Origin of the sequence: Streptomyces sp. XM4193, assembly GCF_023072595.1 — a bacterium.
In the GTDB taxonomy this organism is placed as follows: Bacteria; Actinomycetota; Actinomycetes; order Streptomycetales; family Streptomycetaceae; genus Streptomyces.
Map to the genome: position 1 here is coordinate 1,500,904 of NZ_JALLGK010000001.1, position 13,287 is coordinate 1,514,190.

A 13,287-nucleotide genomic window follows, 5' to 3' on the forward strand; every position below is an offset into this window, starting at 1 on the left:
CGCGTAGGTCTACAGTGTTGAGATGACGAGCGAGACCCACACCACGCTTCCCACCCGAGCCCAGATCCAGCGCGCCCCCAAGGTCCTGCTGCACGACCACCTCGACGGCGGTCTGCGGCCCGCCACCGTCGTCGACATCGCCCGGGAGACCGGGTACGACGACCTCCCGGAGACCGAACCCGAGGCGCTGGGCGTCTGGTTCAGGGAGGCGGCCGACTCCGGTTCGCTGGAGCGCTACCTGGAGACCTTCCGGCACACCTGTGCGGTGATGCAGACCAGGGACGCCCTCGTCCGGGTCGCCGCCGAGTGCGCGGAGGACCTCGCCGCGGACGGCGTCGTCTACGCCGAGGTGCGCTACGCACCCGAGCAGCACCTGGAGCAGGGGCTGACACTCGACGAGGTCGTCGAAGCGGTCAACGAGGGCTTCCGGGAGGGTGAGCGCCGCGCCCGCGAGGCCGGTCACCGCATCCGGGTGGGCGCGCTGCTCACCGCGATGCGGCACGCCGCGCGAGCGCTGGAGATCGCCGAACTCGCCAACAGGTACCGGGACAACGGCGTCGTCGGCTTCGACATCGCGGGCGCCGAGGCCGGGTTCCCTCCCACCCGCCACCTGGACGCCTTCGAGTACCTCAAGCGCGAGAACAACCACTTCACCATCCACGCCGGTGAGGCGTTCGGACTGCCGTCCATCTGGCAGGCATTGCAGTGGTGCGGCGCGGACCGGCTCGGCCACGGTGTGCGCATCATCGACGACATCAAGGTCGCCGAGGACGGCACCGTCGAGCTCGGCAGGCTCGCCGCGTACGTGCGCGACAAGCGGGTGCCGCTGGAGCTGTGCCCGTCCTCCAACCTCCAGACGGGCGCCGCCGCTTCGTACGCCGAGCACCCGATCGGGCTGCTGCGCAAGCTCCGCTTCCGGGCGACGGTCAACACCGACAACCGGCTGATGAGCGGGACCAGCATGACCGACGAGTTCGAGCACCTGGTGCGGACCTTCGAGTACACGCTCGACGACATGCAGTGGTTCACCGTCAACGCGATGAAGTCCGCGTTCATCCCTTTCGATGAACGTCTGTCGATGATCAACGATGTCGTCAAGCCCGGCTACGCGGAGCTGCGTTCGCAGTGGCTCTTCCGTGAGGCGTCCGCCGACCGCGCCGTGACCAGCGACTCCTCGCGCTACCAGGGCTGAGCCCGTACGGGATCGACCCCTGCCGCCGTACGGGGCCGGTCGCCCGTACTCCCGGAATCTTTCCGGACGTTAGGGGCGTTTCGGTGTTTGCGGGCGGCGGTCACAGCTGGCTACGTTCGGGGGCCGCACCGTCACCCCCATGAGGACACAGCTGAGATGAAGCAGGGAACGATCAAGACACTCGGTGTCGCCGCAGTGGGCGCCGCCATGGCCGTCGGCAGCGCCGGAGCGGCATCGGCCGCGCCCCAGGAGATGCCCGCGAGCCACCCGGCCGCCGACTTCGCCCAGAGCACGGCGGAGAAGGTCGCCGAGCTCCAGGGCCAGGACCAGCAGGGCCAGCTCGGCACCGCGGGTCAGCTGCTCGGCGGTCTGCCGGTGGCCGAGAAGCTGCCGGTCGCCGGCGATCTGGCCAAGGGCGGCGTCTCCGGTGACGCGGTGGACACCGACCTCGTCGGCGGCGGCCTGCCCACCGACACGCTGCCGGTCCAGGACCTCGGGCTCCTCTGAGGAGTCCGGCCACGGACATCCGTCGACCCGCCCGCGGCCGAAAGGCTCGCGGGCGGGTCGACGCATGTCCGTGCGCGGCCCGGCGGCCGGTCACCACGCGTTGCGGACGGCCGCCTTCTCGCTCGGCAGCAGGACCCACAGCGCGAGATAGAGCAGGAACTGCGGCCCCGGCAGCAGACAGGACAGCACGAAGATCAGCCGCATCGTGGACGTGGAGATCCCGAACCGCACGGCCAGTCCCGCGCAGACGCCCGCGATCATGCGGCCTTCGGTGGGTCGGACAAGTGCGGACACGGTGCGCTCCTTCGGTCTGCGGCTGCGGCGCGGGCCTCGCCGCACCGCCGACGCGTCCCTCGGCCGCGTCTAACCACCAACGTAGGGAGTGCCGCTCCTGGTGACATCGACCCTCGGGGCGATACGGACCCTGGAAGTCCTCAGGGGTCCGCCCGGTGTCGGTGCCGGTGCCGGTGCCGGGCCGGGTGCGGGGGCGGCCTGCCGGGACCGGCTGCCGGCTGTCGAGTCCGCGCGCCGGAAGGCGGAGCGCACCAGCGGGTAGCAGAGCAGATGCGCCAGCGCGGCACCCAGCACGTGCAGCAGCACCGCGTCGATGTTGGGCACCTGGCCGGGCACCGAACTGCGCACCGCCTCAAGGGCGAAGGCCAGCCCGCCAGTCGCCACCACGGCACGGAAGAACGAACCGGTGCGGGAGCCGAGCGAACCGGAGGCGAGCGGCAGCAGCACGCCCAGGGGCGCGAGCAGCGCGAGGTCACCGCCCATCGTGCGCAGCGCGTGCACCGGCCCCTCGCGGAGGTCGGTGGCGATGGTGGCGAAGGGCTGGATGTTGGCCGCCGGCACCCACGGCACCGACAGGGGACGCAGAGTCAGCCAGGCGACCAGGGCCAGATGACCGGCGAGAAGGAGGAAACCCGCTGCGCGGAGCCGGAAGGCGCTCCTGCCGCTGGGACGTTGGTGGTGCACAGAAGTCAGGACGCCGGGTCCGCACGTGCGGTTCCCGGCGGAATCTGACTGTTCGTGTTCGCTTTCCCCGGCCGGTACGGGCGGGCCCGCTCCCGCCGGCCCGCTTCTCAGAAGGGCACGCCCGCGGTCTCCGCCGTCTCCACGGTGGTACGGAGCGCCGTACCGCACTCGTAGAGCTTGAGCGGCTTGTTCGGTTCGTTGTCCGGACCGCCGAGCAGCACCTGCCGGTTGGCGTCACCGAGCGTAGTGTCCGCGAAGGTGCAGACGACCTGGGCGAGAGTGAAGGAGGGCAGCTCGTTCGGGTGCCGGTTCAGCCGCAGTGCGGCGCCGTCGTCGCCCGGCCTGGGCGCGCCGAGTTCGAGGTCCTCCGGCACATCGGTGGTGAAGCCCGCCTCGCGCTCCTCCTCGCTCGGCGGCTTCCGCAGCTCGGCCAGCAGCCCGCGGGCGAGCGCGTACCGTGCGCCCGCGGTCGGACGGTCCTCCTCCTGCGCGAGCTTCCGGCGCACGTCCACCACCCGGCCGCTGCACACCAGCGCGATCCGGTGCTCGACGGACGTACCGCCCTCCGGCGAGGGCTGCACGGCGTTGCCCCCCTCCTGCGCGCAGGCCACCCGGGTGGGGGCGGGCTCGGCCTTGACCGGCACCGCGGTGCCGCGGATCCCGCAGCCGGCGAGCATCGACGCCGCCACCAGCGCGAACACCCCGACCGCCGTACGCCTGCCCGCCGTACGCCTGCCCGCCGTACGCCCGCACGCCGTGCGCTCGCCCGTCGACGCCGGGGTGCCTGCGTCCGCCCGCGACTCCCGTGTGCTCACTGGACGTCCTCCTCCTCGCGCTCCTCGGGCGCGACCAGCACACTCGCGTCCGGGGGCAGTCGCAGCGTGAAGACGGCACCGCCCTCGGGGTTGTTGCGCGCGGTGATCTCGCCGCCGTGGATGTGGGCGTTCTCCAGCGCGATGGAGAGCCCGAGACCGCTGCCCTCCGAACGCGGACGCGAGGCGCTGGCCTTGTAGAAGCGGTCGAAGACGTGCGGCAACACGTCCTCGGGAATACCGGGTCCGCGGTCCGAGACCTCGATGACCAGCACCTCTCCCTCGGTGTCCACGAGGTTGCCCGCCCGTGCCTCGTCGACGGCCGGCAGCCCGGTGCGCGGCGCCGAGCACATGTGGACCGAGACCCGGACCGGCGAGCCGCCGTGCTTGAGCGCGTTGCCGATGAGGTTGGCCAGGATGACGTCCAGCCGGCGCGGGTCCAGCCGGATCATCAGCCCGCGGTCGGCGTCGAGTTCGACCGCGTCCAGCCAGGCGCGGGCGTCGATGCAGGCGGTGACCTGGTCCGCGACGTCCACGGTGTCCAGCACGAGCCTGGCGGTGCCCGCGTCGAACCGGGTCACCTCCATGAGGTTCTCCACCAGGTCGTTGAGCCGTCGGGTCTCGCTGACGACCAGCTGGACGGCGGGCGCGATCATCGGGTCGAGGTTGTCCTCCTCGTCCTCCAGGACCTCGGTCACCGCGGAGATGGCGGTCAGCGGCGTGCGCAGCTCGTGCGACATGTCGGCGACGAAGCGGCGGCTGGACTGCTCCCGCGCACTCAGGTCGGCGACCCGCTCCTCCAGAGCGGCGGCGGTCGCGTTGAACGTGTGCGAGAGCTCGGCCAGTTCGTCGGAGCCCGAGACCTTCAACCGGGTGTCCAGCTTGCCCTCGCCCAGTCTGCGCGCGGCGTCGCCCAGCCGCTGGACCGGACGCAGCACCGTGGACGCCGCGGCCTGCGCGAGCAGCACGCTCCCTATCAGGGCGAGACCCGTGGCGATCGCCAACGACCAGGCCAGCGACGTCAGATCGTCCTGTTCCTGGGTGAGCGATTTGCGCATGTACCCGGCGGGGCCCTCGCCGATCACGGTGGCGCCGCTGATCAGGTACGGGGTGCCGTCCAGGCTGACCCGCTGCCAGTACTGGTGGTGGGCGGCGTCCGGGCCGCCGTCCGACGGATGCTCCTCGACCACCGCGCTGCGCAGCTTCTTCGGCACGTCCCCGAGCTCGAACTCCTCGGAGGAGGCGACCGCGCACGGCCGTCCGTCGCGGTCGCGGTCGACCAGGACGACCTCGTAGTTCTGGGTCGAGCCGGCTATCGCGTCTGCGGCCTCCTTGAGCTGCTCGCACTTCGGGTGCGGCGGGAGGGCGCCCGCGTGGTCGCCGAGTGTTTTGTGGAAGTCCTTGAGCGCCGCGTTCTGCGCACGGTTGACCACCGCGTCCCGGGTCAGCCAGTACGCGATCCCCGAGGCGGCGACCGCCGCGCTCAGCGCGACCATGGCGAACACCACGACGAGTCGCAGCCGCAGGCTCGGCAGCAGCCCGGTGAGCCAGTCCCGCGTACGGCCGAGCCACCGCCTCATGCGTTCACCTTCACGAGGGCGAGTCCAACCGGTAGCCGACACCGCGCACGGTGCGGATCAGCGTCGGGGAGGACGGCACGTCCTCGACCTTCGCGCGCAGCCGCTGCACACAGGCGTCCACCAGCCGGGAGTCGCCGAGGTAGTCGTGCTCCCACACCAGCCGCAGCAACTGCTGCCGCGACAGGGCCTGTCCGGGCCTGCGGCTGAGCTCCAGCAGCAACCTCAGCTCGGTGGGCGTGAGTTGGAGGTCCTCGCCGTTCTTGGTGACGGTCATGGCCGAACGGTCGATGACCAGATTGCCGAAGGTGGCCGAGTCGTTGGCCTCCCGCTCGCCCCTGCGCATCACCGCACGGATGCGCGCGTCCAGCACCCGGCCCTGGACGGGCTTGACGACGTAGTCGTCGGCGCCCGACTCCAGGCCCACCACCACGTCGATGTCGTCGCTGCGCGCGGTCAGCAGGATGATCGGCAACTGGTCGGTGCGCCGGATGCGGCGGCACACCTCGAAACCGTCGATGCCCGGCAGCATCACGTCCAGCACGATCAGGTCCGGACGCTGCTCGCGCAGCAGTTTCAGACCGTCCTCGCCGGAGGCCGCGGCCACCACTCGATGGCCCTGACGGGTCAGACCCATCTCCAGGGCGGTGCGGACTGCGTCGTCGTCCTCGATCAGCAACAGGAAAGCCACACGCGCCATTCTGGCCCATGACCCCCCGCAAGTTCGACCGGCCGGGTGCAACCCACCTTCCACGGGCGCCGGTGGGGGAGCGACGCGGGCGTTCCGGTTCCTGTGACACCGCTGTGACAGTCAGGGGACCCGCTCATGAAACTGGCCCGGCAGTGTGTCTGTCACACAGCAAGCGACGGGCTGCTCACGAAGGAGGCGCGAGATGAACACACTGCACGGAAGCAAGGTCGGCGCAGTTGCTCACACGCGTCGGTACACCGTTTCGGTTCCCACCGTCGCGGTTCCTTCCACCCGCAGCACCGAGAAGTCCAGTGCCAAGGGCGTACGGGGGTGTGCCCGCGGCACTGGGCGGCAGCGGCCGAGTCACATCGCGTCGCTGCCGGGGGGAAACCCGGGTCTCCCAGGGGGAGTTGGGGAACAGGGAAACCCGGGAGCACAGGGGAACACGGGGGAACACGGGGGAACGGCGCTCCGGGGGGAGCGCCAGGGCGAAGGCGTGTCCAGGGAGGGCACGGGGGAGCGGCACACCGGCGTTTCGGAGGCGGAGTTCGTCGCCTACGTCAGTGAGCGCCGCGCCTCCCTGTACGCCACCGCCTACCACCTGACCGGGGACCGCTTCGAGGCGGAGGACCTGCTGCAGAGCGCACTGTTCTCCACCTACCGGGCCTGGGACCGGATCAGCGACAAGGCCGCGGTCGGCGGCTACCTGCGGCGCACCATGACGAATCTGCACATCAGCGCCTGGCGTCGTCGCAAGCTCAACGAGTACCCGACCGAGGAACTTCCGGAGCCGGCCGTCACCGGCCAGAGCGACGCGATGCGCGGCACCGAACTGCGCACCGTCCTGTGGCAGGCGCTGGCCCGGCTGCCCGAACTCCAGCGCACCATGCTGGTGTTGCGCTACTACGAGGGTCGCACCGACCCGGAGATCGCCGACATCCTGGACATCAGTGTCGGCACCGTGAAGAGCGGCATCTGGCGTTCACTGCGCCGGCTGCGCGACGACCAGGTTCTGGCCCTGGGCCGGGACCAGGAGGAGTGCTTCGGCGAACTGGTCGCCTGACCGGACCGCCGGAGCGCGGGGGAAAGGGGAAAAGGGGAACACGGGGGAGCATAAAGCGGGGCAACCCGAGGGGAACGGGGGAACGGAAAGAGGGGCACGGGGGAAACGAGGCGTGGGTGCTGTCGGATGGGGGTCCGGCGGCGCCCACGCCTCTCTTTCGTCTCCCGCCCCGGCCGAGCCCGCCGCACTTGAGGCTCGCCGCACTTGAGCCTGCCGCGCCCGGGCCCGCCCGGGCCCGCCCGCCCCGCGACCGCGCGGCACAGATCGCGCGTCCGCTCAGACCGTGCTGCGCACGTCCTCCGCCGCGGCGATCGCCGCCAGCGCCTCGCGCTTGCCGCACGGCCGGGCGCCCAGCGCCGCGAGGTCCCGTACGATCCCGGGCTCCGCGCGCATCAGCCGCCAGCCGCGCCGCAGCAGTACGGGCAGCGATTTGCGTCCTTCGCGCACGTCCCGGACGAGCCGGCGGCGGAAGGTGGTCGAGGGTCGTCCGCGCAGGCACAGCGCGTCGGCGAGCAGCCGGTCCTCGGCGCACCGCGCGGCTATCTGCGCGGCGAAGATTCCTTCGGCGACGAACAACGGCGAACCGTCCAGGTGCAGTTCGGCGGTGCCCTTCTGCGCGCTGACGGAGATGTCGTACACCGGGGCGGTCGTGGCGCCGTGGGTGCACAGCTCCCGCACGGCGCGCATCGCGGCGTCGGCGTCCCAGGACTGGGGCGAGTCCCAGTCGGTGGCGCCGTCGGGGAAGGCGGGCAGGCTGGGGTCGCCTGCGTTCTTGTAGAAGTCGTCGAGCCGCAGTACGGGCAGTCCGGTGCGGGCGGCGAGCGAGGACTTTCCGGAACCCGAGGGGCCGGTCAGCAGGATCACGCGAGCGGAATCGGTCACGGGAGTCGATTGTCGCGCATTCCTTCGTCCGAGTGACCCCCGGGGAGACGGCGAATGAAGAATGCCACATCTCAACTACGCTGCGATGTCGACCGGTTACCCGGACCACACCCGACCACGGAAGTAGCAGGTGCTTCGATGGCCTCGCGCGCACGGCACGCACGACCCAGGAGGAGGCGCTTGCTCAGCGCCGGCCTCACCCTCTCGGCCGCGGGCGCGGCGGCGCTGGCCGCGGCGGGTTCCGCCCAGGCGGACATCGTCACCGTGGACCCGGCCGACCCGCTCGCCACCGTCGGCCACGTCGTCGGCCCGGTGGCCGACCTCCAGTTGAACCCGATGGCCAAGACCGGAGTCGATCCGCTCGACAACGGCGTCGGCACCCAGATCGCGGACTTCCGCCCGATCAGCACCAAGGACGTCACCGGGCCGCTCTCCGAGGGCGCCTCGCTCTCCGACCTCGCCGCCCCCGTCACCGGTCTGATCGCCCCGGCCGGCTGACCCGGGCCCGTACGGCGCTCGGCCGCGGGCCGCGCACCGCGTCGGTCCGCCGCCCTCCTCAACCCCTTGCGCGTACGCGTACGCTGAGTGCTGCCGTGGACGGACTGTCACAACGCTCAGGGCTGCCGCTGAGCGCAGGGGCAGGGGGCGCCGAACCGTAGGAGCCCCGTGAATAGTGCGAGTGAGAGTCAGGGCGCGCGCGCCGACTGGCCCGCGGAGCTCCACAGACTCTGGCTCGCTGCCCAGGAGGTCGAGGACGTCCAGGACATGTCGGCCCACCTCTACGGTCTGGTCCTGGAGCAACCGGGAGTCGTCGCGGTCACCGGAACCCGTTGGCAGGGCGGGCGGTTGAGCTATCTGCGCAGGACGGAGCGGCACGATCCGGTGCTGCACACCGACAGCTCCTGCACCCGGACCGACCCGGGGCGGCCGGCGCCGGACCCGGGCGGGCCGGAGGGCCTGCACGGGCCCGCTCTCCATGCCCACGACCTGTCCGACGAGTCCGCCGACGGCTTCTCGCCCGAACGCGAGACACTGCTGCGTGCCGGTGCGCGGTACGCGTGGGAGTCGCGTTTCGCGCTCGGCGGTGACGACTGGGCCGCGCTGTCCGTGGGCCTCGGCGACGCATCGGACACGACGCCCGAGCTGCTGAACCGGTTGACCCAGCTGTCGGAGGTCCTGCTGGCCAGCAACCGGCGCATTCTCGGACTGCGGGCGCACGAGCGTCGCCAGATGGAGGACGCGCTGCTGGCCGAGGCCTCGTTGCAGATGGACACGAGCCTGGACGTGCGGGAGACCCTGGCCCGGGTCTCCCGGCTCGCGGTGCCCGCGGTGGCCGAGGGGTGCGCTGTGCACCTGTTCAACGAGCGCGGTCTGCTGGAGCCGGCCGCCTCGGTGCACGTTGCCGCCGCCGAACAGCCCTGGCTCGCCGAACTGGCCCGGCACGACGCCTGGTTGGCCGACCGGTGCCAGGAGGCCGCGGACCGCGGAAGCGGTGTGGTGCTGCTCGCCGAGGACCTGGAAGGCGCCCCCTTCGGCCCGCACCGGGCGGACGAGGGACGCGCGGTGCGGGCCGTCAGCGTCAACCCGCTGCGGGCGCGCGGCAAATCGCTGGGGACCCTGACGTTCGTCTACCACCGCGAGGGCGAGGCGGTCGCCAGCCGACGGCTGCTGGACGACCTCGCCCGGCGTGCGGCCCTGGCGATCGACACCACCATGGCGTACGAGCAACGGCGTCACCACGTCCAGCAGTTGCAGCGCCACCTGCTGCCCGACTCGCTGCCGGAGTGGCCCGCGGCGGAGCTCGGCGCCGTGTACGAGGTGGCCGACTCCTCGCTGGAGGTCGGCGGAGACTTCTACGACGCGGTGGTCGACCGCGACGGCTGCCTCGCCGTGATGATCGGCGATGTGTGCGGCCGCGGCGCCGAGGCCGCCGCGCTGACCGGCCTGGCCCGCCACACCCTGCGTACGCTCCTGGAGGACGGCACCGCGCCCGCCGAGGCGCTACAACGTCTGAACACGGTGCTCATGGGCCAGTCCACGACCCGGTTCATCACCGCGGCCGTCGCGGTCTTCTGCGCCGGGCCCGACGGGACGCAGCTGGCGAGAGTCGCCGCCGCCGGCCATCCGCCACCGCTGGTGAGACGGGCCGACGGGCGCACCGAGGAGGCCGCGGTCTCCGGGCTCCTCCTCGGGGTCGAGCCGCGCATCGAGCCGGGCACGGTGGAGTTGACGCTCACCTCCGGGGACTGTGTGGTGCTGTTCACCGACGGACTCACCGAGGCGAGGTCCGAGGACGGCGTGATGTTCGAGGAGTGGCTGCCCGAGGTGCTCGGCGAGTGCAACCAGCCCGCGCCCGATCGCGCCGCGGAGCTGGTGGCCCGGATGTCCAAGTTCCGTGCCACCGGTGACGACGACACCGCCGTACTGGTCACACTGGTGAAGTGAAGCTCACCGCCGATTCCGGGAGACACGAAGTGAAGCAGCGCAGCAGAGCCCCGAGAGGACTCCGATGAGCCCCGGGCCCGCGGGCCGCGAGGTCGACCTCGGCCGTGTACTGGTGGTCGAGGACAGCCCCGAGGACGCGGAGGCCATCGAACGGGCTCTGCGCCACACGCACCCCGATCTCCGGCCGGAGTTCACCACCCGAGGGGAAGGCGTCGTCGATCTCCTGCTGGAGCGGGAGGTGCTGCCCGGGCTGGTTCTGCTGGACCTCAACATGCCCGGGATGAGCGGGCACGCGGTGCTTGCCGCGCTGCGGGCGCGCACGGAGTTCGCGGACGTGACGGTGGTCGTCTTCACCTCCTCGACCTCGCCTGCCGAAGTGGACGCCTGCTACGCGGCGGGGGCCGACAGCTACGTCTACAAGCCGGTCAACTTCACCCTGTTCCGCACGGTGCTCAAGGGCGCTGTCGACTACTGGCAGGACTCCCGGGCCGCCGGTCAGGCGGACGGCGGGACGGAGCCCTCACCGAGCGTGAAGTAGAAGGCCGTTCCCACGCCCGGGGTGCTCTCCAGCCAGATGCGACCGCCGTGGCGGTTGACGATCCGCTTGACCACCGCGAGACCCACACCGGCGCCGCCGGACTCGTCGGCCGCCGGTGCGTCGTGCAGCCGCCGAAACAGCTCGAACACCTCGTGCTGGCGGTCCGGTTCGATGCCGATGCCGTTGTCCCGCACCACGACCGCCAGCTCCTCGGCACCGCCGCAGACACCCTCGGCGCCCTCCACCGGATGCAGCTCGGTGGTCACCTCGACCTGGCGGGCCACCCCGTCGCGGGCGTACTTGGCGGCGTTGACCAGCAGGTTGACCAGTATCTCGTAGAGCCGGTCGGGGTCGGCCCAGACCTTCGGCAGCGGCCCGCGGACCACGCGTACCCGCTGCTCGTCCAGCCGTTGGCCCGCCACTTCCAGCGCGGTGTCCAGCACCGCGTCCAGACCGACCTCGCTCACCCGCAGGCCGGCCCGGCCCAACCGGGCGTAGTGCAGCAGCGAGTTGAGCAGTTCGTCCATCCGGACGGCCAGGCGCTGCGTCGTGCGCAGTCGGCTGAGCGTGCGCTCGTCCAGGTCGGTGGCGTCCTCGATGGCGAACGTCGCGGCGTTGGAGATGCCGCGCAGCGGTTCCTTGAGGTCGTGGGCCGCGGCATGCACAAAGGTGTCGAGGTCCCGGTTGGTCTGCCGCAGCTCGTCGTTGAGCGCGTCCATGGCGTTGGCGTGCCGCAGCACCAACTCGGTCAGCAGCCGCCACAGTTCGAGAGCCGCCGAACGGTCCTGGGCCGTCCAGGGCAGGCTGCGTCCGCGCATCATGGCCCGGAACACCTCGCCCGAACCGCGCGGGGTCAGCCGCTCGCCGTGCGGACCCATGCGCACCGGTGACGACGGGTCGGCGGCCCACTGCCGGGGCGCCGGACGCTCCCCGCGCGACCAGGCGAGGAAGTCGCCCGTCCTGCTGAGCGGCACCATCAGCACACCGGCCGGCCCGTCGCCCGTCCGACCGGGAGCGGGCGCCAGCTCCTCCTCGGGCAGTTCGGCCAGCCGGTCCGTCGCCCACACCGCACCCGGCGCCAGCTCGGCGGCCTTGCGGCCCAGAGTCTCGACCAACTCGTCCGGGAAGGCGTCACCGCCGCGGACGACCCGGCCGTTGCGGCTGAGGACGACCCCGTCGGCGTCCAGCAGCCTGGCCACCGCGTGGCCGTGGGTGCTCAGGCGGTCCTCCAGCCCGTTCTCCAGCAGCCCGGCCACCACGGCCGCGCGGCGTGCCGACTCGGCGAGCGCGTCGGCACGCTCCCGCTCCTCGATCGCGGCCAGCTGGAGCGAGAAGGCGGCCCCGAACATCTCGCAGGCGGACCGCACTTCGGGGGTCAACCGGATCGGCTCGGCGCCGTGGCAGGCGATGAGGCCCCAGAGGCTGCCCTCCTGCAGGACCGACACGGACATGGAGGACCGGACCCCGATGTTGCGCAGATACTCGAGGTGGAACCCGGAGACGGTGCGCAGCGCCGCCTGCGAGAGGTCCAGCGGCTCACCCGTGTCGGGACGCCTGGACGGCACCAGACCCACCGTGGGGTCGTCCACGTCGCAGATGACCCGGATCCAGTTCTCCCGGTAGAGCCGGCGCGCCTGCGGCGGGATGTCGGTGGCGGGGAACCACAGCCCCAGCCACGCGTCCCAGCCGTCGACGACGTCCTCGGCGACCACCTCGCCCGGACCGTCCTCCTCGTCGAACCGGTAGGCGACGACGCGGTCGAAGCCGGTCAGCGCGCGCACCTCGCGCACCGCGATCTGACAGCAGTCCTCCGCGGTGGTGGCCGAACGCAGCCTGGCCTGAGCCCGCCGAACTCCCTTGTAGAAGCTGGAGAAGGCGAACGGGTCGTTCTCCCGCGGCTCGAACTCCAGCACCAGCATCGAGCCGCTGCGGTGCGCCGAGACATCCAGCGTCCGCCCGGTCGGACCGCTGTCCACCAGCACGGGAAAGGCGATCGGCACCTCGTCCTCGCCGGCCGCGGCCTCCACCGTCTCCAGGTAGTCGCGCTCCGGGAGCACCCGGGTCACCGGAGCGCCGATCAGCGCGTCCGGCTCCAGCCCGAGCACCTTGCCGGTGTTCTGCGCCGCGATCCGCACCAGCCCGGTGGCCAGCTCCACCGCGATCAGCGTGCCGTGCGACTGGACCCCGCCGAGCAGATGGATGGGTTCGCGCACGCACTGTGTCAGGTCGAAGCCGCCGGAGACCTCTGCCTCGGCGGCATGCGCGCGGTCCGAGAGCCAGTCGTTCGCCATGGTGGTGCCGGGCCTCTCACCCGGGTTCGCCGGGGGTGCTGCCCGACGTGGCGGGCTCGTACGTCCCACGGTGGTGTGGACGTTCGCGGCCGACGGTGCTGTTCGCCGCCCCCGGAAACCCGTCTCGACGAGACGTCTCCGGTCGGGCGGACGCCGATCACCGGGCCAGCGTACGGGTCATGGCCGACGGGCGACACCCTGCCGGAGTCCCGGTGGGCGACCGGCCGCCCGGGCGGGCCCGAGGAGCCGGACGGGCGGCCCGTACCCTCGGCCGCGGGCCGCGTGCGGCCGCCGAGGTGGCGAGCACCCGG

Annotated in this window: 13 protein-coding genes; 6 read left to right on the forward strand and 7 right to left on the reverse strand. The window is 72.0% G+C overall.

Going from position 1 to position 13,287, the window contains the following annotated elements:
- Window positions 1–22 precede the first annotated feature (22 nt).
- Window positions 23–1,192, forward strand: a complete 1,170-nt coding sequence (locus MTQ01_RS06305; RefSeq protein ID WP_247487265.1) for an adenosine deaminase — start codon at window positions 23–25, stop codon at window positions 1,190–1,192.
- Between the two features lie 156 nt (window positions 1,193–1,348).
- On the forward strand, window positions 1,349–1,699 hold the full coding sequence (locus MTQ01_RS06310; RefSeq protein WP_247487267.1) for an ATP-binding protein: 351 nt from the start codon (window positions 1,349–1,351) through the stop codon (window positions 1,697–1,699).
- A gap of 90 nt (window positions 1,700–1,789) precedes the next feature.
- On the opposite strand, the gene MTQ01_RS06315 is transcribed toward MTQ01_RS06310, so the two are convergent.
- The 5 genes from MTQ01_RS06315 to MTQ01_RS06335 all read right to left on the reverse strand — a co-directional run bounded on the left by MTQ01_RS06315 (window position 1,790) and on the right by MTQ01_RS06335 (window position 5,757).
- Window positions 1,790–1,993 carry a PspC domain-containing protein gene (locus tag MTQ01_RS06315; RefSeq protein ID WP_247487269.1) on the reverse strand — a complete coding sequence of 68 codons (204 nt, stop codon included), beginning with the start codon at window positions 1,991–1,993 and terminating at the stop codon, window positions 1,790–1,792.
- Window positions 1,994–2,062: 69 nt separating this feature from the next.
- The gene (locus MTQ01_RS06320; protein WP_247487270.1) at window positions 2,063–2,677 is read right to left on the reverse strand and encodes a VanZ family protein; all 615 of its coding nucleotides are present in this window, start codon (window positions 2,675–2,677) and stop codon (window positions 2,063–2,065) included.
- A 107-nt stretch (window positions 2,678–2,784) separates the two neighbouring features.
- Entirely contained in the window at window positions 2,785–3,492 is a 708-nt protein-coding gene (locus MTQ01_RS06325; protein ID WP_247487272.1) for a hypothetical protein, read from the reverse strand.
- Window positions 3,489–5,069: a HAMP domain-containing sensor histidine kinase gene (locus tag MTQ01_RS06330; RefSeq protein ID WP_247487273.1), complete on the reverse strand. Its 1,581-nt coding sequence runs from the start codon at window positions 5,067–5,069 to the stop codon at window positions 3,489–3,491. Before MTQ01_RS06330 ends, MTQ01_RS06325 begins: the two co-directional genes overlap by 4 nt.
- A 10-nt stretch (window positions 5,070–5,079) precedes the next feature.
- Window positions 5,080–5,757 carry a response regulator transcription factor gene (locus MTQ01_RS06335; protein WP_247487275.1) on the reverse strand — a complete coding sequence of 226 codons (678 nt, stop codon included), beginning with the start codon at window positions 5,755–5,757 and terminating at the stop codon, window positions 5,080–5,082.
- 202 nt (window positions 5,758–5,959) lie between these two features.
- Here MTQ01_RS06335 and MTQ01_RS06340 point away from each other — a divergent pair, with 202 nt between their 5' ends.
- Window positions 5,960–6,820, forward strand: coding sequence for a SigE family RNA polymerase sigma factor (locus tag MTQ01_RS06340; protein ID WP_247487277.1), 861 nt, complete (start codon window positions 5,960–5,962; stop codon window positions 6,818–6,820).
- Window positions 6,821–7,096: 276 nt separating this feature from the next.
- On the opposite strand, the gene MTQ01_RS06345 is transcribed toward MTQ01_RS06340, so the two are convergent.
- Window positions 7,097–7,702 (reverse strand): ATP-binding protein, encoded by a 606-nt coding sequence (locus MTQ01_RS06345; protein WP_247487278.1) that lies wholly within the window; start codon window positions 7,700–7,702, stop codon window positions 7,097–7,099.
- A 138-nt stretch (window positions 7,703–7,840) separates the two neighbouring features.
- Between MTQ01_RS06345 and MTQ01_RS06350 the strand changes: the two genes are divergently transcribed.
- The 3 genes from MTQ01_RS06350 to MTQ01_RS06360 all read left to right on the forward strand — a co-directional run bounded on the left by MTQ01_RS06350 (window position 7,841) and on the right by MTQ01_RS06360 (window position 10,685).
- On the forward strand, window positions 7,841–8,200 hold the full coding sequence (locus MTQ01_RS06350) for a hypothetical protein (protein WP_247487281.1): 360 nt from the start codon (window positions 7,841–7,843) through the stop codon (window positions 8,198–8,200).
- Window positions 8,201–8,368: 168 nt separating this feature from the next.
- The gene (locus MTQ01_RS25150; RefSeq protein WP_247487283.1) at window positions 8,369–10,147 is read left to right on the forward strand and encodes a GAF domain-containing SpoIIE family protein phosphatase; all 1,779 of its coding nucleotides are present in this window, start codon (window positions 8,369–8,371) and stop codon (window positions 10,145–10,147) included.
- Between the two features lie 64 nt (window positions 10,148–10,211).
- Window positions 10,212–10,685, forward strand: coding sequence for a response regulator (locus tag MTQ01_RS06360; RefSeq protein WP_247487285.1), 474 nt, complete (start codon window positions 10,212–10,214; stop codon window positions 10,683–10,685).
- Here MTQ01_RS06360 and MTQ01_RS06365 read toward each other — a convergent pair.
- Window positions 10,643–12,976, reverse strand: coding sequence for an ATP-binding protein (locus MTQ01_RS06365; RefSeq protein ID WP_247487287.1), 2,334 nt, complete (start codon window positions 12,974–12,976; stop codon window positions 10,643–10,645). The two genes, MTQ01_RS06360 and MTQ01_RS06365, sit on opposite strands and share 43 nt — an antisense overlap.
- Window positions 12,977–13,287 lie beyond the last annotated feature (311 nt).

Excerpts from the sequence above, each read along its gene's own strand:
- MTQ01_RS06305 (WP_247487265.1), top strand. The coding sequence starts at position 23 with ATGACGAGCGAGACCCACACCACGCTTCCCACCCGAGCCCAGATCCAG.
- MTQ01_RS06310 (WP_247487267.1), top strand. The coding sequence starts at position 1,349 with ATGAAGCAGGGAACGATCAAGACACTCGGTGTCGCCGCAGTGGGCGCC.
- MTQ01_RS06330 (WP_247487273.1), bottom strand. The coding sequence starts at position 5,069 with ATGAGGCGGTGGCTCGGCCGTACGCGGGACTGGCTCACCGGGCTGCTG.
- MTQ01_RS06340 (WP_247487277.1), top strand. The coding sequence starts at position 5,960 with ATGAACACACTGCACGGAAGCAAGGTCGGCGCAGTTGCTCACACGCGT.
- MTQ01_RS06350 (WP_247487281.1), top strand. The coding sequence starts at position 7,841 with ATGGCCTCGCGCGCACGGCACGCACGACCCAGGAGGAGGCGCTTGCTC.
- MTQ01_RS06360 (WP_247487285.1), top strand. The coding sequence starts at position 10,212 with ATGAGCCCCGGGCCCGCGGGCCGCGAGGTCGACCTCGGCCGTGTACTG.
- MTQ01_RS06365 (WP_247487287.1), bottom strand. The coding sequence starts at position 12,976 with ATGGCGAACGACTGGCTCTCGGACCGCGCGCATGCCGCCGAGGCAGAG.